Source organism: Variovorax ureilyticus, assembly GCF_050632185.1.
GTDB lineage: Bacteria > Pseudomonadota > Gammaproteobacteria > Burkholderiales > Burkholderiaceae_C > Variovorax > Variovorax ureilyticus_A.
The window spans coordinates 3,416,912-3,438,213 of record NZ_CP192579.1 but is presented as its reverse complement, the minus strand read 5'-3'; the positions used below and the strand labels follow the sequence as shown (position 1 = coordinate 3,438,213).

General features: G+C 67.3%; 16 protein-coding genes and 2 pseudogenes. 11 read left to right on the top strand and 7 right to left on the bottom strand.

Annotation, left to right across the window (positions count from 1 at the left end; translation table 11 throughout):
• Positions 1-65: 65 nt before the first annotated feature.
• Entirely contained in the window at positions 66-1,463 is a 1,398-nt protein-coding gene (argH, locus tag ACQ858_RS16920; protein WP_431273808.1) for an argininosuccinate lyase, read from the bottom strand.
• Positions 1,464-1,512: 49 nt separating this feature from the next.
• Between argH and ACQ858_RS16915 the strand changes: the two genes are divergently transcribed.
• From ACQ858_RS16915 to ACQ858_RS16905, 3 genes are read left to right on the top strand one after another with little or no spacing between them, the layout of a single operon-like run.
• Positions 1,513-2,595, top strand: coding sequence for a sensor histidine kinase (locus ACQ858_RS16915; RefSeq protein ID WP_431273807.1), 1,083 nt, complete (start codon positions 1,513-1,515; stop codon positions 2,593-2,595).
• Entirely contained in the window at positions 2,592-3,341 is a 750-nt protein-coding gene (locus ACQ858_RS16910; protein ID WP_431273806.1) for a LytR/AlgR family response regulator transcription factor, read from the top strand. The genes ACQ858_RS16915 and ACQ858_RS16910 overlap by 4 nt, the downstream gene beginning before the upstream one ends.
• Positions 3,338-4,501 carry an AI-2E family transporter gene (locus ACQ858_RS16905; protein ID WP_431273805.1) on the top strand — a complete coding sequence of 388 codons (1,164 nt, stop codon included), beginning with the start codon at positions 3,338-3,340 and terminating at the stop codon, positions 4,499-4,501. The genes ACQ858_RS16910 and ACQ858_RS16905 overlap by 4 nt, the downstream gene beginning before the upstream one ends.
• 109 nt (positions 4,502-4,610) lie before the next feature.
• On the opposite strand, the pseudogene ACQ858_RS16900 reads toward ACQ858_RS16905, so the two are convergent.
• A pseudogene (locus ACQ858_RS16900) lies at positions 4,611-7,540 on the bottom strand (phosphoenolpyruvate carboxylase).
• A 54-nt stretch (positions 7,541-7,594) separates the two neighbouring features.
• On the opposite strand from ACQ858_RS16900, the gene hemC reads away from it, so the two are divergent.
• The 8 genes and pseudogenes from hemC (at position 7,595) to ACQ858_RS16860 (ending at position 15,797) form a co-directional block, all read left to right on the top strand.
• A complete protein-coding gene (gene hemC, locus ACQ858_RS16895; protein WP_431273804.1) occupies positions 7,595-8,542 on the top strand; it encodes a hydroxymethylbilane synthase in 948 nt (315 codons plus the stop codon).
• Positions 8,543-8,558: 16 nt separating this feature from the next.
• On the top strand, positions 8,559-9,095 hold the full coding sequence (locus ACQ858_RS16890) for a uroporphyrinogen-III synthase (RefSeq protein WP_431273803.1): 537 nt from the start codon (positions 8,559-8,561) through the stop codon (positions 9,093-9,095).
• Positions 9,062-9,316, top strand: a complete 255-nt coding sequence (locus ACQ858_RS16885; RefSeq protein WP_431273802.1) for a hypothetical protein — start codon at positions 9,062-9,064, stop codon at positions 9,314-9,316. Before ACQ858_RS16890 ends, ACQ858_RS16885 begins: the two co-directional genes overlap by 34 nt.
• Positions 9,313-10,389, top strand: coding sequence for a uroporphyrinogen-III C-methyltransferase (locus tag ACQ858_RS16880; protein WP_431273801.1), 1,077 nt, complete (start codon positions 9,313-9,315; stop codon positions 10,387-10,389). The genes ACQ858_RS16885 and ACQ858_RS16880 overlap by 4 nt, the downstream gene beginning before the upstream one ends.
• Positions 10,390-10,394: 5 nt before the next feature.
• Positions 10,395-11,679 (top strand): annotated as a pseudogene (locus ACQ858_RS16875) (heme biosynthesis protein HemY).
• Positions 11,680-11,972: 293 nt separating this feature from the next.
• Positions 11,973-13,088 carry a polysaccharide biosynthesis/export family protein gene (locus tag ACQ858_RS16870; RefSeq protein ID WP_431273800.1) on the top strand — a complete coding sequence of 372 codons (1,116 nt, stop codon included), beginning with the start codon at positions 11,973-11,975 and terminating at the stop codon, positions 13,086-13,088.
• 64 nt (positions 13,089-13,152) lie between these two features.
• The gene (locus ACQ858_RS16865) at positions 13,153-13,542 is read left to right on the top strand and encodes a low molecular weight protein-tyrosine-phosphatase (RefSeq protein WP_431276885.1); all 390 of its coding nucleotides are present in this window, start codon (positions 13,153-13,155) and stop codon (positions 13,540-13,542) included.
• Positions 13,509-15,797, top strand: a complete 2,289-nt coding sequence (locus tag ACQ858_RS16860; RefSeq protein WP_431273799.1) for a polysaccharide biosynthesis tyrosine autokinase — start codon at positions 13,509-13,511, stop codon at positions 15,795-15,797. The genes ACQ858_RS16865 and ACQ858_RS16860 overlap by 34 nt, the downstream gene beginning before the upstream one ends.
• Before the next feature lie 52 nt (positions 15,798-15,849).
• On the opposite strand, the gene ACQ858_RS16855 is transcribed toward ACQ858_RS16860, so the two are convergent.
• From ACQ858_RS16855 to ACQ858_RS16835, 5 genes are read right to left on the bottom strand one after another with little or no spacing between them, the layout of a single operon-like run.
• Positions 15,850-17,082, bottom strand: coding sequence for a glycosyltransferase WbuB (locus ACQ858_RS16855; protein WP_431273798.1), 1,233 nt, complete (start codon positions 17,080-17,082; stop codon positions 15,850-15,852).
• Positions 17,083-17,088: 6 nt separating this feature from the next.
• Positions 17,089-18,300, bottom strand: coding sequence for a glycosyltransferase (locus ACQ858_RS16850; RefSeq protein WP_431273797.1), 1,212 nt, complete (start codon positions 18,298-18,300; stop codon positions 17,089-17,091).
• Positions 18,297-19,649, bottom strand: a complete 1,353-nt coding sequence (locus ACQ858_RS16845; protein ID WP_431273796.1) for a hypothetical protein — start codon at positions 19,647-19,649, stop codon at positions 18,297-18,299. The genes ACQ858_RS16850 and ACQ858_RS16845 overlap by 4 nt, the downstream gene beginning before the upstream one ends.
• On the bottom strand, positions 19,646-20,326 hold the full coding sequence (locus ACQ858_RS16840) for an acyltransferase (RefSeq protein WP_431273795.1): 681 nt from the start codon (positions 20,324-20,326) through the stop codon (positions 19,646-19,648). Before ACQ858_RS16840 ends, ACQ858_RS16845 begins: the two co-directional genes overlap by 4 nt.
• Complete coding sequence (locus ACQ858_RS16835) at positions 20,323-21,204, bottom strand: hypothetical protein (protein ID WP_431273794.1); 882 nt, start codon at positions 21,202-21,204, stop codon at positions 20,323-20,325. The genes ACQ858_RS16840 and ACQ858_RS16835 overlap by 4 nt, the downstream gene beginning before the upstream one ends.
• Between the last annotated feature and the right edge of the window lie 98 nt (positions 21,205-21,302).

Here is a 21,302-nt window from a genome sequence, read left to right as displayed (position 1 = left end):
CACTACATTTTTACATTTGGGAACACCTCCGACGGATGGTGTTCCCCCGCCCTATGGCGTATTGCTCACTTGAGGCGGGCGCGATGCCGGGCGATCTGCTGGTGGACCTGTGCGGGCGCGGTGCCGCCCAGGATGTTGCGCGCCGTGAGCGAGCCGCGCAGCGACAGGACATCGTAGACATCCTTGTCGATCGTCGGGTTGAAGCCCTTGAGCACGGTCAGCGGCAGTTCCGACAGGTCGACCTTGTGCGAGATCGCAGCCTTAACCGCGTGCGCCACGGTTTCGTGCGCGTCGCGGAAGGGCAGGCCCTTCTTGACCAGGTAGTCGGCCAGGTCGGTCGCCGTCGCGTAGCCGCGCAGGGCGGCGGCTTCCATGGCCTCGGGCTTGACCGTGATGCCGCCGACCATCTCCGAGAAGATGCGCAGGGTGTCCTTGAGCGTGTCGACGGTGTCGAACAAGGGCTCCTTGTCTTCCTGGTTGTCCTTGTTGTAGGCGAGCGGCTGGCCCTTCATGAGGGTGATCAGCGCCATCAGGTGGCCGACCACGCGGCCGGTCTTGCCGCGCGCGAGTTCGGGAACGTCAGGGTTCTTCTTCTGCGGCATGATCGAACTGCCGGTGCAGAAGCGGTCCGCGATGTCGATGAAGCCGAAGGACTGGCTCATCCAGAGCACCAGCTCTTCGCTCAGGCGGCTGATGTGCACCATCGCCAGCGAGGCGGCCGAGGCGAATTCGATCGCAAAGTCGCGGTCGCTCACCGCGTCGAGGCTGTTCTGGCAGACGCCTTCCATGCCCAGCGCCTTGGCCACGGCTTCGCGGTCCAGCGGGTAGCTGGTGCCGGCCAGGGCGGCGGCGCCCAGCGGCAGGCGGTTGACGCGCCGGCGCACGTCGGCCATGCGTTCTGCGTCGCGCGCGAACATCTCCACGTAGGCCAGCATGTGGTGGCCGAAGCTCACCGGCTGCGCCACCTGCAGGTGCGTGAAGCCGGGGAGGATCACCTCGACGTTCTTCTCGGCGAGGTCGAGCAGCGATTTCTGCAGGTCCACGAGCAGGCCGCCGATCAGGTCGATCTCGCCGCGCAGCCAGAGGCGCACGTCGGTCGCGACCTGGTCGTTTCGGCTGCGGCCGGTGTGCAGGCGTTTGCCGGCATCGCCCACGAGCTGCGTGAGGCGAGCCTCGATGTTGAGGTGCACGTCCTCCAGGTCCAGCTTCCACTCGAAGCGCCCGGATTCGATTTCCTCGCGAATCTGCTTCATCCCGCTTTCGATCGCGGCGTGGTCCTGCGCGCTGATGACCCCCTGCGCTGTCAACATGCCTGCATGCGCCAGCGAGCCCTCGATGTCGGCCTGCCACAACCGCTTGTCGAAGAACACGCTGGCGGTGTAGCGCTTGACCAGGTCGCTCATGGGTTCGGAGAACAGGGCGGACCAGGCTTCGGATTTCTTGTCGAGTTGGTTTTGGGTCATTGGAGGCGGCCGGGAGGCAATAATGGGTTGGTCACCCAGTGTTTCATTGATGCGCAACCCGTCGATTTTATCGGCCACCCCTTCGCCATCGTCCAGGACGAAGCCGGCTTCGGTCCCGGCCGCCACGGCACCCGCGCCTGGGGGCTCGGTGGTGTTCGACGCCTGCCAGATCGGCGTGGTGCTGCGCGCGGTGCTCTTTGTCGAGGTGGTGGTGGCGGTCGCCACGCTGTTTCTGGCGGCCTCGCCGTCCGAATGGCTGCTGCTGGCCGCCACCGTGACCGGCGGCGCGCTGCCGGCGACCCTGCTCTGGCTGCTGGTCGGATGCGCCCTGAAGAAGCCTCTGGGCCGACTGCCGCTGCGGGCCCAGTACGCAGCCGGTGCGCTGCTCGGCGCGGTGGCAGGGCTCTATGGGTGCGGCCTCCTGCGCCTGACCGGCGTGATCGCGGCCTCGGCATGGGTTGCGAGCGCCCTGGCGGGCGCGCTGTTCGCGAGCCTCATCGTCGCGGCGCTCGTGCTGCGCGCGCGGGGGCGAACACCGGCGGCGACCACCGCGAGGCTGGAAGAGCTGCAGTCGCGCATCCGACCGCACTTCCTCTTCAACACGCTCAACAGTGCGATTGCGCTGGTGCGCCACGAGCCGGCCAGGGCCGAAGCGCTGCTGGAGGACCTGAGCGAGCTGTTCCGGCAGGCGCTGGCGGACCCCGGCGAATCGGTCACGCTGGCCGACGAGATCGCGCTCGCGCAGCGCTACCTCGCCATCGAGCAGGTGCGCTTCGGCGACCGGATTCGCGTGCGCTGGGACATCGACCCGGAAGCCAACAGCGCACGGCTGCCGCCGCTGCTGCTGCAGCCGCTGGTGGAAAACGCAGTCAAGCATGGCGTAGAGCCGAGCCCCGAGGGCGCCAGGCTGCGCATCCGCACCGAACGCCGCGGCAGCATGGTGCTGATCGAGGTCATCAACAGCCTGCCGCCGCTGCGCTGGGCCGACGAGCCCCTGCCGCGCGGCCATGGCATCGCGCTCGGCAACGTGCGCGACCGCCTGCATCTCCTGCACGACATGCGGGCGCAGTTCAGCGCCGGCATGGACCAGAAGCACTACCGCGTACGCATTGCCATTCCCGGTGAACCATGACCCCTCTTCGCACCTTGATCGTCGATGACGAACCCCTGGCGCGCTCCCGGATGCGCACCCTTCTGGCGGACTGCCAATCGCCGGCCGTCGATCTCGTGGCGGAGGCCGCGAACGGCGAGGCTGCGCTGGAGCAACTGGCGACGCAGCCGCTCGACCTCGTGCTTCTGGACATCCACATGCCCGGCGTCGACGGGCTCGAACTCGCACGCACGCTGCGCAGCCGGCCGGACGCGCCGGCGGTGATCTTCGTCACGGCCTACGCCGCGCATGCGGTGACGGCCTTCGAGCTCGAGGCGGTCGACTACCTCACGAAGCCGGTGCGCGTCGAGCGGCTCCAGCAGGCGCTGCAGAAGGTCGTGCGGCATCTGCACGAGCGCCGTCCGACGGCCGCGCAGCAGCCGCAGGACGTGCTGCTGATCCTCGATCGCGGCCGCACCGAGCGCGTGCCGCTGTCGGAGGTGCTCTACCTCAAGTCCGAGTTCAAATACCTCACCGTGCGGACGGCGCAGCGCAGCCACATCTTCGATGGCTCGCTCTCCGATCTGGAAGAGCGCTATCCGAAGCGCTTCGTGCGCGTGCATCGCAACGCGCTGGTCGCGCGGTCCGCGATCCGCGCCCTCGAGAAATACGACGACGGAGAGGATGCGGAGGGCTGGGCCCTGCGGATCGACGGCATTCCCGAGCCGATCGTGGTGTCGCGCCGGCAGCTTCCAGCCGTTCGCGAGGTGCTGAAGGAGCCACGATGAGCGACAGCGCCGACACGAAGAGCGAGGCGCCCGATGAATCCGCCCCACCCGAGCGCGTGCTGCTGCACATGCCGGTGGACGTGCGCAGCGCGTCGCTGCTGGTGCTCGCGGTGCTCGCAAGCGTGTTCGCGCTGCACTGGGCGGCGGCGGTGTTCGTCCCGCTGATGGTGAGCCTGATGCTGACCTACGCCCTGTCGCCGCTGGTCGACCTGCTCGAACGCTGGAAGGTCTCGCGCTGGATCGGTTCGGCGGTGATCCTGCTCGCCCTCGGCGGTGCGATGGGCTGGACCGGCTATTCGCTGTCCGGCAGCGCGCAGGATCTCGTCGATGCGCTGCCCCTCGCCGCGCAGAAGCTGCGGCTCGCGGTCCGCGGCGACGGCCGGGTCAAGGACCCGAGCACCCTCGACACCGTGCAGAAGGCCGCGACGCAGATCGAGCAGGCGGCCGAGGAGAACTCGGCCAAGGTCGCAGCGCGCAAGGGCGTCTCGCGCGTGGTCATCGAGCGGCCGGCCTTCAATGTCAGGGACTACCTCTGGAGCGGCACCGTCGGTCTGATCGCGGCGGCGGCGCAGCTCACGCTGATCGCCTTCCTGACCTTCTTCGCGCTCGGGTCGGGCGACACCTTCCGCCGCAAGCTGGTCAAGATCACGGGCACCAGCCTGCAGAAGAAAAAGATCACGTTGTACGTGCTGGACGACATCACGAAGCACATCGAGCGCTACCTGCTGGTGCAGATCCTGACCAGTGCACTCGTCGGCGTCGCGACCGGGTTGGCGTTCTGGGCGATCGGCCTGGAAAGCGCCGCCGTCTGGGGCATCGTGGCCGGCGTGACGAACCTGATTCCCTACATCGGCTCGGTCATCGTGATGGCGACGGCGGCGCTGGTGGCTTTCCTGCAGTTCAACAGCGTTCAGATGGCGCTGCTGGTGGGCGGCAGTTCGCTCCTGATCCACACGCTGGTCGGCAACCTGCTGCTGCCGTTCCTCACCAGCCGGACGAGCCGCATGAACCCGGTGGCGGTCTTCGTCGGCGTGATCTTCTGGGGCTGGCTCTGGGGCATCTGGGGGCTGCTGCTGGGCATCCCGATCATGATGGTCGCCAAGGCCATCTGTGATCACGTGGAAGACCTGCAGCCCATCGGCGAGCTGTTGGGCGAGTAGTAGAGACCACCCCCAGCCTTGCCCACTTCGTGTGGCTCTGCACCCCCTCGAGGGGGCGCACCCAGCGGCCCGGCGGAGCCGGTTTCCGCGGGTGCCCTGGCACGGTTCTTCAGCCCGTATTCCTCAATCCGGCGGCCACGCCGTTGATCGACATGTGGATGCCGCTCCGGAGTCGTTCGTCGATCTGGCCCGCGCGATAGCGCCGCATCAGCTCCACCTGCAGGTGGTGCAGCGGATCGATGTACGGGAAGCGGTGGCGGATCGAGCGCTGCATCTCCGCGTTGCCCTCGAGGCGTTGCTTCTCGCCCGTGATGAGCGTCAGCGCCTCCGAGGTGCGATGCCATTCGGCGTCGATCATCGAGAACACCTTCTGCCGCAGCTTGCGGTCGGCGACCAGTTCGGAATAGCGCGAGGCCAGCGCGAGGTCGCTCTTGGCGAGCACCATGTCCATGTTCGACAGCAGGGTACGGAAGAAGGGCCACTGCGCGTACATGCGCTGCAGCAGCGCCTGCCGCTCCTTGCGCGCGGCGGGGCTGCCGGCGCTGGCCAAGAACTTCTCGATCGCCGAGCCGAAGCCGTACCAGCCCGGCAGCGTCAGCCGGCACTGGCCCCAGCTGAAGCTCCACGGCACCGCGCGCAGGTCCTCGATGCTTCGGCTCGGGTTGCGCGATGCGGGCCGGGAGCCGATGTTGAGTTCGGCGATCTCGCGGATCGGCGTCGCGCTGAAGAAGTAGTCGCCGAAATTGGGGGTCTCGTACACCAGCGCGCGGTAGGCCGCCATGCTCGCCGCCGACAGTTCCGCGGCGGCGGCCATGAAGGTGCCCGGAGCGGCCTTCGCGCTCGGCAGCAGGGTCGCCTCCAGCGTGGCCGCGACCAGCGTTTCGAGATTGCGCCGGCCGATCTCGGGATTGGCGTACTTCGAGCCGATCACCTCGCCCTGTTCGGTCAGCCGGATCTGTCCGCGCACCGTGCCCGGCGGCTGCGCGAGGATCGCCTGGTAGCTCGGTCCGCCGCCCCGGCCCACCGTGCCGCCGCGGCCATGGAACATGCGCAGGCGGATGGGGGCCCCCGCGCTCGGCGCTGACGCGTCCTCGCTGCCCCCCGAGGGGTGCTCGCCCGCTTGGGGCGGCCCTGCGCGGGACTCGGCACGCGGCTCTCGGCATTGAGCTCGTCGAACAGCGCCACCAGCGCGAGGCCTGCGCGATAGAGCTCCCAGTTGCTGGTGAAGATGCCGCCGTCCTTGTTGCTGTCGCTGTAGCCGAGCATCACGTCCTGCTCGGCACCCGAGCGTTGGATGAGCGCGTGGATGCCCGGCAGTGCGTAGAAGGCGCGCACGATCGGCGCGGCATTGCGCAAGTCCTCGATGGTTTCGAACAGCGGCACGACGATCAGGTCGCAGGTCGCGTTCTCGGCGAGCGTACCGCGCAGCAGGCCGACTTCCTTCTGCAGCAGCAGCGCTTCGAGCAGATCGCTCACCGTTTTGGTGTGGCTGATGATGTAGTGCCGGATCGCGGCCGCGCCGAAGCGCGCACGCGCGCTGCGTGCGGCGGCGAAGATGGCGAGTTCGCTCTTCGCCAATGGAGAGTAGTCCGCATCGGGCACGCGCAGCGGGCGCGCGTCGTCGAGAAGGCGCAGCAGCAGCGTCTGCTTGGCCTCTTCGGCGAGCGAGGCGTAGTCGGGCTCGATGCGCGCGGTCGCGAGCAGCTCCGCCACCACGGCTTCGTGCTTGTCGGAGCTCTGGCGCAGGTCCACCGTCGCGAGATGGAAGCCGAACACTTCCACTGCGCGGATCAGCGGATGCAGCCGCTGCGCCGCGAGCACCGCCCCGTGCTGGTCGACCAGCGATTCCTCGATGGTGTGCAGATCGGCGAGGAATTCCTCGGCGTGCAGATAGGGGTTCTGCGGCGGTACCGCATGGCGCGCGGCCTGGCCGCCGGTGAGATCGCGCAGCGTGGCCGCGAGTCGCGAATACATGCCCGTGAGTGCGAGGCGATAGGGTTCGTCCGCGCGATGCTCGTTCTTGTCGGGCGAACGTTCGGCCAGCGCCTGCATTTCCACCGACACGTCGACCAGCGTGGCCGAAAGCGAGAGCTCGCCGCCGAGGTAGTGCACTTCGGTCAGGTAGTGGCGCAGCGCCAGTTCGGCCTGGCGGCGCAGCGCGTATTCGAGCGTCTCGGCGGTGACGTTGGGATTGCCGTCGCGATCGCCGCCGATCCACTGGCCCATGCGCAGGAATGGCGCCACCGCGGGGACGTTGCCGCCCTCGGCAAGGGACTTTTCCAGTGCCGCATAGACCCGCGGAATCTCGCGCAGGAAAGTGGCTTCGTAGTAGCTCAGCGCGTTTTCGATCTCGTCGGCGACGGTGAGCTTGGAGAAGCGCAGCAGCCGCGTCTGCCAGAGCTGCGTGACGCGGGTGCGCAGTTGCTTTTCGTTCTCCTCGTATTCGACCGGCGTCAGCGCGTCCTTCCTGCCCGCGAAGGCGAGCTGGTGCAGCGCGATCTCGTCGCGCGCCGCGAGCAGCTGGGCGATCGCGCGCTCCGCATCGAGGATGCTCTTGCGCTGCACTTCGGTCGGATGCGCGGTGAGTACCGGCGAGAGATAGCTGTGCGCGAGCGATTCCACGACGGCCTCCGGCTTGATGCCCGCCTTGCGGATGCGCGCGAGCGCGGTCTCCAGGCTGCCTTCGGCGCTGACGCCGGCGCGCTCGGCCTCTGTGTGGCGGCGGATCTGGTGCCGGTCCTCGGCCAGGTTGGCCAGATGGCTGAAGTAGGTGAAGGCGCGGATCACGCTCACCGTCTCGGCCGCGCTCAGGCCCTTGAGCAGGTTCTTGAGCGCGCGGTCGGCGGCATGGTCGGCATCGCGGCGGAATGACACCGAGAGCGTGCGGATCTTTTCCACCAGCGCGTACGCTGCCTCGCCCTCCTGTTCTCGGATCACGTCGCCGAGGATGCGCCCGAGCAGGCGGATGTCGGCAATCAGTGGCAGGTCTTCGTCGTTGGCTTTGCGCCTGGGGGCGGCCGGGGCGGGGCTCGTCTTCATCTCGAATCTTCTCCTCGTCGAATAGGCCTGCGGCGAACGTTGCTGCGGCGCAACATGCTAGCATTCTGGCGGTACTTCATTCTCAATGGAACGGTCTTGAGCAACATCGTGATCGCCACTCGCGAAAGCCGTCTTGCGATGTGGCAAGCGGAGCACGTGCAGGCCCTGCTGCAAAAGCGGGGCCATGCGGTCCGCCTTCTGGGCATGACGACGCGCGGCGACCAGATTCTGGACCGCTCCCTCAGCAAGGTCGGCGGCAAGGGGCTCTTTGTCAAGGAGCTCGAACTCGCGCTCGAGGAGGGCCGCGCCGACATCGCGGTGCATTCGCTCAAGGATGTTCCGATGGATCTGCCCGAGGGCTTCGCGCTGGCTTGTGTGCTGGAGCGCGAAGACCCGCGCGATGCGCTCGTCTCGGCGCGCTTCCACTCGCTCGACGCCTTGCCGCAGGGCGCGGTGGTCGGCACCTCCAGCCTGCGGCGCGTGGTACTGCTGCGCTCGCTGCGGCCCGACCTGCGCATCGAACCGCTGCGCGGCAATCTCGACACCCGTCTGCGCAAGCTCGACGAAGGCCAATACGACGCCATCGTGCTGGCCGCGGCGGGCCTCAAGCGGCTCGGCCTGGGAGACCGCATCCGCCAGGTCTTCGAACCCGATGCGATGCTGCCCGCGGCCGGGCAGGGCGCGTTGGGCATCGAGGTGCGCGCGGACCGCACGGACCTGCTCGAACTCCTCGCGCCATTGACGAACCGATCCGACTGGCTCGCCACGGCCGCCGAGCGCGCGGTGAGCCGCGCCATGGGCGGCAGTTGCTCGATGCCGCTGGCCGCGCACGCGCGGTGGCGACCGGAAGGTGGTCTGCGCATCGATGCCGCATGGGGCGACCCGGAAGGCGCCTCGCCGCTGGTGCGGGTGCATGTGCAGATGAGCGTGGCGGACTTCGCGCAGGCCGGTGCATTGGGTGACAGCGCCGCCGGCCTGTTGCGCGCGGGCGGTGCGCGCTGAGATGGCGCCACGGCGCGTGATCGTCACTCGTCCCGCGCGCGAGGCCTCACGGTGGGTGGACGATCTGCGTCACGCGGGACTCGATGCGATCGCATTGCCGTTGATCGAGATCGCACCGCTCGAGGACCGGAAGCCCATCGAAGCAGCGTGGCAGCGGATCTCCGACTACGACGCCCTGATGTTCGTGAGCGCGGCGGCGGCTGCGCATTTCTTCTTTCCTGGCGCGAACGTCGAAGCCGCCGCGCATGGCCGCTTCTGGGCGACCGGCCCTGGCACCGTGCGGGGGCTGCGCGAGGCCGGTGTGCCCGCATCGTCGATCGACGCGCCCGCGGCCGATGCGGCCCGGTTCGACTCCGAGGCGCTCTGGGCGCTGGTCCGCACGCAGGTGCGTCCCGGCGTTCGAGTCCTGATCGTTCGGGGCGGCGATGCATGCGGTCGGGCCACGGGGCGCGAGTGGCTGGCGCGCGAGATCGCCGACGCAGGGGAGCTTGCGATGCGGTGGCGGTCTACCGGCGCCTCGTGCCCACCTTCGGCAATGAAGAGCGGCGCATGATTTCCAAAGCCGCCGACGGCTCTGCCGTCTGGCTGTTCAGCAGCTCGGAAGCCGTCGCGAATCTGCGCGCGCTGGCGCCCGCGATCGATTGGCATGCCGCAGCCGCGGTCGCCACGCACGAGCGCATCGCGCAAGCCGCCCGCACAGCGGGTTTCGGCCGCGTGCGTGTGTCGCCACCGTCCCTGTCGTCGTTGGTGGCGTCGATAGAATCCTTCGCATGAGCGACGCTTCCGTCTTGATCGAGCCTGCGCCGGATTCCGCGGGGCGCGCTGCAGCGCCTGCCGCCGCGATGGCCGGCCCTGCCGCCGCGGCCGCCTTGCTGTCCAGGTTGCTGATCGGGGTCCTGGCGATCGTCGCGCTCGTTGCGCTCGTGATCTCGATCGCGCTGTGGCAGAAGGTCAGCGGCATGCAGGAGCAACTCGCGCGGCAGAGCGCGGATGCCCTCGCGCAATCGCTCGAAGCCCGCACCCTCGCGCGCCAGGCGCAGGAAGTCGTGCGCAACACCGACGCCCGGCTTGCGCTGGCCGAAACGCGCGTCAACGAAGTCGTGCTCCAGCGGTCGCAGCTCGAAGAACTCATGCAAAGCCTCTCGCGATCGCGCGACGAGAACCTCGTGGTCGACATCGAAGCCGCCGTGCGCACCGCGTTGCAGCAGGCACAGGTGACGGGCAATGTCCAGCCGCTTCTGGCGACGCTGAAGGCCGGCGAGCAGCGTATCGCGCGCGCCTCGCAGCCGAGGCTGGCGCCCTTGCAGCGCGCCATGCTGCACGACGCCGACCGGCTGCGCGCGTCCGCCAGTGCAGATGTGGGCGAGGCGCTGCAGAAGATCGACGAACTGATTCGCGGCCTCGATGAGCTGCCCGTGGTCAACGCGGTCGCGATGCGTGGAAGCGGCAATTCGCTCCAGGCCGAGCCCGTGCCGCCCGGTGCGCCGTGGTGGGAGCGCTTCCTGCTGATGGTGCGTGGCGAGGCGCGCTCGCTGCTGCGCGTGGGCCGCATCGATCGGCCCGAGGCGGTGCTGCTCACGCCGGACCAGACCTTCTTCCTGCGCGAGAACCTGAAGCTCAAGCTGCTCAACGCGCGCCTGTCGATCCTCTCGCGCCAGGTCGAAACCGCGCGCGGCGAACTCGCGTCGGTGTCGGCATCGCTCAATCGCTACTTCGACCCGGCCTCGCGCCGCGTGCAGGCCGCGGCCACGCTGCTCCAGCAGATCCAGGCGCAGGTGAAGTCCACCGAGCCGCCGCGGATCGACGAAACCCTCGCGGCCCTGGCGACGGCCGCGGCCGGGCGCTAGCGACCATGCGCGCGGCCCTCTGGTTACTCGCACTGTTCGGCATCGCGGCCGCCGTTGCGCTGTTCGCGGGCAACAACCAGGGGACGATCACCGTCTTCTGGCCGCCGTGGCGGGTCGATCTGTCGCTGAATCTCGCGCTGCTCCTGCTGTTCGCGGCGTTCGTATTCCTGCACCTGGCGCTGCGTGGCCTGTCGGCCCTGTTCTCGCTGCCGAAGCAGGCGCGGCAATGGCGGCTCCAGCAGAAGGAGCGCGCCCTGCATGCGTCGCTCCTCGATGCCGCGGTGCAATTGCTCGCGGGACGTTTCTCGCGTGCCCGCAAGGCGGCGCTCGCTGCGCTGGTGCAGGAGAGAGCGCTGGCCGCGCTCGATGCCCGTCTCCCGGCGGCGCCGCAGGTCCGCGTGATGGCGCATCTGCTGGCGGCGGAGAGCGCGCAAGCGCTGCAGGACAAGCCCGCGCGCGATGCACATCTGCAGCAGGCGCTCAATGAGAGCGCGGAGCGCGGCGCCATGGCGACGCCTGAAACCCGCGAGGGCGTGCAGTTGCGAGCTGCGCGCTGGGCGCTTGACGATCGCGATGCGCCGGGCGCGCTCGCCCGTCTCGAGGAATTGCCGCAGGGCGCGCAGCGGCGCACGTTGGCCCTGCGCATCCGCCTGAAGGCTGCCCGGCAGGACCATCGGACGCTGGAGGCGCTGGAAACCGCGCGTCTTCTCGCGAAGCACCGTGCATTCTCGGAATCGGGCGCGCGGAGCATCGTGCGCGGCCTCGCGACCGACTTGCTGTCGGGAGCGCACGACCCGGCACAGCTTCTGAGGGCGTGGAACGAGTTCGAGGCGTCGGAACGCGAAATTCCGGAGGTCGCGATTCATGCTGCCCAACGCATGGTCACGCTGCGCGGCGATCTGTCGGTCGCACGTGCGTGGTTGCTGCCGGTCTGGGAGCGGATGATCCAGCAGCCCCAAAGTCTCGGCGAGTCGCTGCGCGTCAAGCTGGTGCGCGCACTCGAAGCAGGGCTCGATTCGGTGGATGCGGACTGGCTTTCCCGCATCGAGTCCGCTCAACGCAACAACCCGCGCGACGCCAATCTGCAGTACCTCGCAGGCATGGCCTGCATGAAGCGCCAGTTGTGGGGCAAGGCGCAACAGTTGCTCACACAGGCAGGGCTTGGCTTACAGGACGCCGACTTGCACCGGCGGGCACTGGCAGGCGCTCGCCCAACTCGCCGAAGCGCGCGATGATGCCGATCAGGCGTCCGCCGCGTGGAAGCGCGCCGCGCAGACCGAGAGTCCCTGAATCGCCCATGTTGGGCACGACCTGGATGCTCCTGAATTTGTAGCATCGGATCGAAGGGCAGGCTTCGGGCAACGGTTGGGTGTTGGCAAATTCCTCCTTTTTGTGAAGTCTTTGGGCGTAGTGTCTCGTAGGTCTTGATCCACCTTACGCTCTAAGCCAAGAAAGGGTTTGAGTCGCTACGTTTCCTGAGGTACAGTCGTAACTGTTTGCAAAAGTATTCATTTCGGGGTCACGATGCGGGGTCGGTTTTGAAACGTTATCTCCTTCATGCCACTTGCCTGGCGGCGGCCGCTTTGCTGGTCCAAGGCTGCGCGCCGCTCGGGCCGGGCTTCACCTCGGCGAGCGGTGACGCCGCCAAGGCTGTTTCGCCCTCGGGTTTCTCCACGAGCGAGATCGATCCGCCGCCGGCGGGCGCGATCACCGAGATCACGCCCGAACTGATTCACGCACAGCGCGCCGCGACGGCGCAATCGACCGTCGGCCCCGAGGTGAGAAAGTTGATCGGCGAGATCGGCCCGTACCGGATCGGCCCGGGTGACGTGCTGGGCATCCTGGTGCTGGAACACCCTGAAATCGTTTACAGCACGCCGCCCTCCACCGGAGGCGGCGATATCGGCAGCGTGTCCGCGGCGCCCGGCTACATCGTGTCTTCGACCGGGCAGTTGAGTTTTCCGTATGCGGGCACGCTGAACGTGAGCGGCCTGACGATCGACGAAGTGGAGCAGGCGCTCATCAAGCGTCTTTCGCGTGTCTTCCGTGATCCGCAGCTCAGCGTGCGCGTCAACTCGTTCCGCAGCAAGCGCGCGTATCTGGAAGGCGAAGTGCGTACGCCCGGCGTGATCGTGTTCAGCGACATCCCGATGACGCTGGCGGAGGCGATCAACAGGGCCGGGGGCTTGACCACCAACGGCGATCGGTCCGCCATCGACCTCACGCGAGACGGCAAGACGATGCAACTGAACCTGATCGCGATGGCAGATGCGGGCATCGATCCCAGTCGGGTCCCTCTCAAGCCGGGCGACCTGCTGTATTTCCGGGGTCGCGACGAGAACAAGGTCGCCGTCTTCGGCGAAGTGAATCAGCAGCTCGGCGTGCCGATGCGCAACGGCCGTCTCAGCCTGAGCGATGCGCTGGTGGAGGCGGGCGGTGTGAACCTCAACACCGCCAATCCGCTGCAGATCTTCGTGATCCGCAACGAGCCGACGGGCGGCCAATCGATCTTCCATCTCGATGCGAAGACGCCAACGGCCATTGCGATGGCGGATGGATTTGCGCTGCGTGCCAAGGACGTGGTCTACGTCGATCCGGTGCAACTGGTTCGTTGGAACCGCGTGCTCAACCTGATCCTGCCGACCGCGACGACCTGGACCTCCTACCGCGGGGTCGTCAGGCCGGGTACCAACCAATAACCGTCTGATCGTGACCATCCGCAACGTCCTCGTCGTCTGTCTGGGGAACATCTGCCGAAGCCCGATGGCGGCAGGGCTGTTCGGTGCCGCGCTGCCTCATGCGCAAGTCACTTCCGCCGGGCTCGAGGCCCTCGTCGGCAAGCCGGCCGACCCCATTGCCCGTGAGCTGATGGAAGAGCGCGGCATCGACATCGCCGATCACCAGGCGCGGCAACTCGACGCGGAGATGTGCCAGCACGCGGATCTGATCCTGGTCATGGACCGTGAGCAGCGCCGCGCGGTCGAGCAGCGCTATCAGTTCGCGATCGGCAAGGTCTTCCGTCTCGGCGAGTTCGGCGATCACGACGTGTTTGATCCATACCGCGCCGGCCGGGACTCGTTCAAGCGGTCGCTGGCCCTCATCGAGGAGGGCGCCCAGCAGTGGGCCAAACGCATTTCCAGAGTATCCAGTTAATGAACTCCACGCTCACCCCCAAGCCCAGTTCCAGCGCATTCGAAACGCCGGAGGAAGAGGAATTCGACATCGGTCGATACCTCGAGGTGCTGCAGGCCAACAAATGGTTGATCGCCGGGATCACGCTGATGGTCTTCGTGGCCGGGTTCATCTATGCGTTACTCGAAAGGCCCGTGTACGAGGCTGGCATGGTCATCCAGGTCGAGAGCCCGGAGGGCGGCGCCGGCAAGGGCGCCCTGGCCGAAGCGAGCGGGCTGGTCGACGTGAAAGCGCCCGCCAGCGCGGAAATCGAAATTCTCCGCTCGCGGATGATCGCGGCGCAGGCGGCCGAGGCGGCCAACCTTTTCGTCACCGCCACGCCCCGGTACATCCCCTATATCGGCGGCTGGCTCGCGCGGCGCTCGACCGGTCTTTCGGATCCGGGCTTCCTCGGCCAAGGCGGCTACGTGTCCGGCCAGGAACGCATCGAGGTCACGAAGTTCAACGTGCCGGAGTCGCTCGAGGGCGCGGGATTCATCATCACCGCGAAGGACGGCGGGCGCTATGCGCTGTCAGGGCCTGGCCTGACCGAACCGCTGACCGGGACGGTCGGCACGACGCTGAAAGCCACCAGCACCCGGGGTCCCATCGAGCTGATGGTCTCCGAGCTCGCGGGCAAGTCCGGTGCTGAATTCAATCTTCAGGCGCAGCCCAAGCTGCCAGCCATCATCGGGCTCCAGAACAGCCTGAACGTGTACGAGCGCGGCAAGGCGTCGGGGATCATCAACGTGTCGCGGCAGGACACCGACCCGCACAAGCTCGTGCGCGTGCTGAATGCGGTGGGCGCGGAGTACGTGCAGCAGAACATCGAACGCAAGGCGGCGGAAGCGCAGAAGACGCTCGCGTTCCTCGACGTGCAGTTGCCGCAGTTCAAGAAGCAGCTCGAAGCCTCCGAAGATGCCTACAACCGCTACCGCAACCAGAAAGGCACGGTGGACTTCAGCCAGGCCGCCACGATCGCGCTGGCGCAATCGGTGGATCGCCAGACCAAGCTGCTCGACGCCCAGCAGCGCCGGCGCGAGCTCGAGGCGCGCTTCACCTCCAACCACCCGCTGGTCCAAACGTTGGATGCGCAGATCGCCGCGCTCAAGAGCGATCTGGCCGAAACCCAGCAGCGCATCAAGCAGCTGCCCGAGGTGCAGCAGGAAGCGGTGCGCATGGAGCGCGACGTGAAGGTGAACACCGAGCTGTACCAGTCGCTGCTCAACAACGCGCTGCAGCTGCGGCTGGTGAAGGAGGGCAAGGTGGGCAACGTCCGCGTGCTCGACGAGGCCGTCTTGCCGCTCTATCCGATCAAGCCGAACCGGAAGGTCATCATCGGCGCCGCGTTGGCGCTGGGTCTGTTCCTCGGCGTGGTCGCGGCTTTCCTGCGCAATGCGTTCGTCGAACGCCGCATCCGCGATCCGCACGAGGTCGAGGTCAACAGCGGCCTCCCGGTGTTCTCGTCCATTCCGGTGAGCTCGAACCAGGATGCGATCGCCAAGCGGCGTCTGAGCGGCGCCACCGGCGTGCGCCTGCTGGCGATCGAGAACCCCGACGATCCCTCGGTGGAAAGCCTGCGAAGTCTTCGTACGGCGATGCAGTTCGCGATGCTCGAGTCGCCCAACAACCGCGTGCTGATCACCGGCCCCACGCCGGGTGTCGGCAAGAGCTTCGTGTCGGCGAACTTCGCCGCGCTGATGGCGGCGGCCGGGCGCCGTACGCTGCTGATCGATGCGGACCTGCGCCGCGGGCACACGCACCAGTACCTGGGGCTGCAGCGGCACGGCGGTCTTTCCGAACTGATCGCGGGCAGCCTGACCATCCAGCAGACCGTGCACCGCCAGGTGGTCCAGAACCTGGACTTCCTCGCGACCGGCCAGTTGCCGCCGAACCCGGCCGAACTGCTGGTGTCGGATTCGTTCAAGACCGCGCTCGAGCGCCTGTCGGAGCAGTACGACCTCGTGGTGATCGATACGCCGCCGGTGCTCGTCGCTGCGGACACGAGCACCGTGGCTGCGCATGCGGGCACGGTGCTGCTCGTGGCGCGGGCCGACCTGACGACCATGGGCGAGATCAAGGAAAGCACGCGCCGTCTCGCGATGAGCGGCAAGTCAGCGACCGGCGTGCTGCTGAATGCGATGAATCTCGGCCGCCGGTCGTTGGCAGCGACGAAGTACGGCCGCTATCGCTACACCCACTACAACTACGAAAGCATCCTGCCCGAAGAGCAGTGATCCCAGTGATCGGGTGGCGGCGCGGCCGCCGTCGCTCGCGCCCCGAGCTGGTTCAGCGGCGCGTTTCTGCCACGCAGGCCTGCAGATCGCGCTCGAATTGCCTGAGCACCGCGTCGCGGTCGAAGTTCTCTTCCGCATAGGTACGCGCGTGGATGCCGAGTTCGCGCCGGCGTTCCGGTTGCGAGGCAAGCAAGCGCACCGCGTCGGCAAAGGCCTTCGGGTCGTCCGGCGGCACCGCGATGCCGCATTTCGCCGTGACCTGGCCCAGTTCGGTCTCGGGCCCGGCACCCGCCACCACGGGCCTGCCGCTGCTCAGCATGCCGGTGAGCTTGGATGGCATCACGAGGTCGGCCGCGTCGGCGCGCTGCGGCAGCAGATGGATGTCCGCGAGGCCCAGAAGATCGCCCAGCCGCTCCATCGGCTGCAAGTCGAGGAAGCACACGTTGGGGAGCTTTTCGCAGCGCTTCATGAGGTCGGCGCGACCGGCGCCGTTGCCGCAGAACACGAACCGGAGATCGGGGTGGTCGGCGAGCAGCGATGCCGTTTCGGCCAGAAGCTCGAGCCCCTGCTTGGCGCCCATGTTGCCCGAATAGAGCGCGACGACCGCATCGGAAGGGATGCCCAGCTCGGCGCGATAGGGGCTTTCGCCGGAGAGCGGCCGGATGCCCGATACGTCGGCCCAGTTGGGCAGCGAGACCAGCCGTGCGCTGTCGGTCCCCTTGCCGCTCGCGCGCTCCATCATCCGCATCGAGATGGTTGAGATGCGGTCGAAGCCGCGCATGAGCCGGCGCTCCATCGATGCGACGATCGATCGCACGCGCTCGCCCTTGAGCAGACCGAGTTCGAAGGCGGCATCCACTTCGTAGTCCTGGATGTGCAGCCACGCCTTGGCCGAACGCAGCCGCGCGAAGGCCAGCGCCGCCGGCGAGCAGAAGAGCGGCGGTTCCGTGACCCACACCACATCGGGCTTCCAGTGCCATTGCGCGAGCAGCGCGGGAATGCTGGAGAGCGCGAAGCTCGCGAGATGCAGAAGGCGGCGCGTGCCCGTGACCTTGCGCGGTACCCACAGCGGCGTGCGGACGACCGTCGCGCCGTTCCAGTTCTCCGTGACGTAGCGTGCCGCGTTGTAGCCGGGCCAGACCGCCCAGTCGGGGTAGTACGGCGGCGCGGTCACGACGCGTACGTCATGCCCCTGGGCCGCAAGCCAGGCGACCATTTCGCCTGTGTACTTGCCGATGCCGGTCAGTTCGGGTGCGAAGTTGATGCCGTAGACGAGAAGCTTCATTGACTCTCAGGCGGCGTTTCGAGGTTGATTCGAGGCGTGTTCGAGAGGGCCGAAATGCGACGCGCCGGGCGAGTGGTCGCTGATGATGCGCGCCAGCGTCTCCGCGACCTGCCCGATCTGGAAGCGTTCCTGGAAGCACCGCAGCGCGGCGATGCGCATGGTCGCGACGTCCGTGCGCGACAGCGAGAGCCACCGGCGCAAGGTCTGGGCGGTGCCGGCCAGCGTGTCGGGGCCGACCAGCCCTGCGCTGTCCTGCTCGATCTCGCGCCAGATGTTCACCTTGTCGCTGATGAGCACCGGCTTGCCGCAGGCGAGCGCCTCCACCACCGCGATGCCGAAGTTCTCCTGGTGCGAGGGCAGGCAGAACACGTCGGATGCGTAGAACGCGCCCCACTTGAGGTCGCCCGACAGCATGCCGGTCCAGGTGATGTTGGGCGCGATGCCGAGCTCTTCGGCGCGGCGCTTCAGCGGGTTCACGATGTCGTCGTCGCCGGGCCCGGCCATCACGAGGTGCAGGTCCGGCGTGTCGCCGAGCACCTGCGCGAAGGCTTCGATGAGCAGGTCGCCGCCTTTTTTCTCGTGGATGCGGCCGAGGTAGAGCAGCGACCGCTTGCCCTGGACTTCAGGGAATGAGGCGGTGAATGCGGCGGTCAGTTCGCGCGCGTTCGTCGGCGGCGGCGAGGTGCCGTAGGAGCCGACCACCTCGCGGGCGCGATAGAGCCAGAAAGACTGGCGCGCAAGAAGGCGTTCCTCTTCGCAGGTGAAGATCACCGCGGCCGCGTCGCGCAGCACTCGGTACTCCGCCCAGGGCCAGTACAGCCATTTCTTCAGGTGCTTGAGCGGATAGCGCCGCTTGAACCACGGGTCCAGCATGCCGTGCGTGTAGACGAAGTAGGGCGTTGCCGAACGGCCGAGTGCCCGCCAGGTCGCGAAGCCGGTGTATTGCCAGAGCCCGTTGACGATCACCGCGTCGTAGTCCGCCGCGTGCGCTTCCAGCCAAGGAACCGCCCGGTCGTTGTAGAAGTAGCCGCGCGAGGACGGACCCAGCGCGGTCACCTGTCCGGGGAAGCCGGTCACGAAGTCGGCGTCGGGGCTGTCCAGGCACAGGATGTCGCCTGGATGCCCGATGGCCGCCAGAGCGTCCCGAAGTCGCCTGACGCCTTCGATGGGGCCGCCGCCTTGTGGATCAACCGATGGAACGAAGTGGAGCAGTCTCACGTTTTCGAGGCACGTCCAGGAAAGATCTCAAGCCTCGGAAACCGGAACAGCAAGAGGGCGAACGCAAAAATGATCCCGAGCAGCCCGTGGGCGGTCAACTGGCCGCTGGAGGGCCAGGTGATGATCGCCAGCGCGGCAGTGAGCCACACGAGCACCGGGAAGGGCGAATGGGTCTTCATTGATAGCCTGAAGCTCTTGAAGAGGCCGATGGCGATCACGATGAGCTTGAGACCCACGTAGAGGAATCCGAGCAGTCCGCCTTCCAGCAGAATGCGGCCGCCTTCGGATTCGGCGAGCGCGAAATAGCCGGACGAACCGGTGCGCACGAAGTTGGCGAGGTTGGAACCGAAGCCGATACCCCCGCCCAGCCAGTTGACGGTCTCGAACACATGCGGTTCGCCCACCAGGATGACCTGCACGCGGCTCCAGAAATCTTCCGCCTCCGACGCCTGCTCGAAGCGTGTCTGCGTCACGTCGATCGCATCGCGGAAAAAGACGGCGAAGATGCCGACCAGCACCAGCGCCATGACGACCCCGACAGCGGCCGCCGGCTTCTGCTGCATCCTGGAGAACAGCAGACGGCCGAGCAGGTACGCCATGAACATGAGCCCCGACGAGATCACGGCTGTTCTGGACCCGCTCACCAGCGCGCCGGTCAGGAAGGCGATGAAGACCATGGTTGCGAACAGGTAGTGCCTGCTGCGTGGCTTTCGCGCCGACAGCAGGCCGAAGACAGCGGGTGCCACCAGCGCCATGAACGTGGCGTAGCCGGAAGTGAAGCTGAAGGTGCCGGTGGTGCGGACCACGCCGACCACCGCGACGAAGATGCCTTCCTCGTCGTCACTGTCGAGCTGCGCGTTGATCCGCGCCCCGGGCGGCGAGTAGTGCTGCAGCACTGCGAGCGGCGCCATGATGATCATCATCCACGCCGCTGTGAGAAGAGCGGCTCGGTAGTCCGCTTCGTTCATCGATGCCGCCGCCGCGATGGCGAACCAGGTGTAGAGCAGCCAGAAGCGCAGCCCGATGATGAAGATGAGGGGTGAACTCTCGCCCGCGGCGAGCTGCAGCAGCCCCCAACCGAACACCAGCAGTGACCAGGCGAACATGGCGGCCGTGATTCTTATGTGCTGTCGCAGGTAGCCGCGCCTCCAGGCGTAGAAGACCAGCCCGGCGGCGCAGAGATCGCGCAGGCCGACCAGCGGCAGCGATGCCGCGGAGGTCAGCCATTTGCGCACGGCTCCTTCGTAAACGACGATGACGAACACCGCCAGAAAGAGCTGCCCGGCGCGGCTCAGCGTTTGAGGCCTGCTCGCGGCGCGTGGCGGAGCGGATGACAGGACAGCGCTCATTGCGTGGGCTTCTCGTGGCCCATCGGCGTCGTGTCGCGCGATGGCATGGCGTCAGCCGACGTGACGAGGGCGCCCTTGCTGCGGCCCACCCAGGCTTCGAATGGCGCAAGAAAGATGACCGGGTCGTAGTCGAGGTCGCGAGGGCGGACGTCGAGGCGCACGGTCGCGGGATTGCCGGTCGCGACCGCCAGCGGCGGAACGTCTTTGGTCACGACCGCACCGGCGCCGACCACCGCCCCGTAGCCGATCGTGACGCCCGGCAGGATCGTGGCACCGACGGCGATCCACGCATAGTCCTCGATGCGCACGGGCTTCCTGAACTGGCGCCATGTCGGATCGCCGACGTGGTGGCTGCCCGTGAGGACGGTCACCCGGTCGTTGATGACCACGCGCGAGCCGATGGTGATCTTCTCGAGCGCGACAAGCTCGGCGTTGTGCGCGATGAAAGTCCGCTCGCCGATGCTGAAGTTGGAGCCGGGGCCTTTCAGATCGTCCGAATCGATCACCGACAGCGTCCCGATTTCCATGCCGCGCGCGCGCAGCTTCCGCCGGTGCAGCGTGAGACTCATCAGTGGCCGGAACTGAAGCGCCCGCTTGGCCCACACCACCAACCAGCGCTTCGATCCGAACGGCGGACGTTCGCGCGAATTCCAGAGGAACCGGAGGTCGCTGTTCATTTTTGCACCTCAGCGGCCATGGCCTGCAGCGCCGCGACATGCGCGTCGACACGATGCGGCTCGTACCACTTGCGCGCTTCACGCCCAATGGCCCGAACGCTGGATACCGATGCATCCAGCGCCTCGAAGCCCGGGACGTAGTGCACATGCGGCAAAAGGCCGTCGTGCGAACCGTATTCCTTGGCCAGCAGCACGGGGCAGATGCCGTGCGCGCAATAGGCCGCGAACACGCCACTCTTCGAGACGTAATCGGTCGGGTAGGCCAGGGCGCCGCATGCCGCGGCGGACAGCTGCGCGCTCACCTCTTCGACGGAGAGCTTTCCGTGCGTCACGACGCCTTCCTGCTCAAAGCGCTGGAGCAGCGACGGATCCTGTTGCGGCGGACCGATGTCGTGGATCTCGAGCCCTGCCTTTCGCGCCCGGCGGAAGATATCGCCGTCGGCCCATTGATAGACATTGGCCCGCACGCCCGAACTGCCGAACACGACCATGCGCGGCAAGCGCTCGGTCTCGATGCTGTCGGGTTCGCCCACGTTCGAGAACACCGGCAGCACGCGATGCGGCGTATCGTGGCGCTGGTCGAGCAGCCAGCGAGCGGATTCCTCCCGGTTCGTGAGCCAGAAGTCGGAGAGCGCGAGGAGCTCCCGTGCAATCTGCTTCTGAATCCCGTTGAGCCAGAACGCCGAGCCCCATGGCGGTCCGAAAGCGAAGAGCTCGTGAAAGACCACGCCGAAGGATCTGAATTGCTTGCGCAGGCTGCCGACCTTCTTGACGAGCCACAGCGGCACCCCACGCTTCTGGAAGCCGTACCCGCTGAAATGCAGCAGCAGCAAGTCGCCGGACCACGATGAGGAATCGGTGGTTGGGCGAAGTTCCATCGGCGGCGCATGAAGTGGCCCTCCGACGACGACCGCGTAATCCTTGACGCCACCGCTGCCCGGAGGGATGAGCGAGATCGAGGGGCCTTGCATCACTC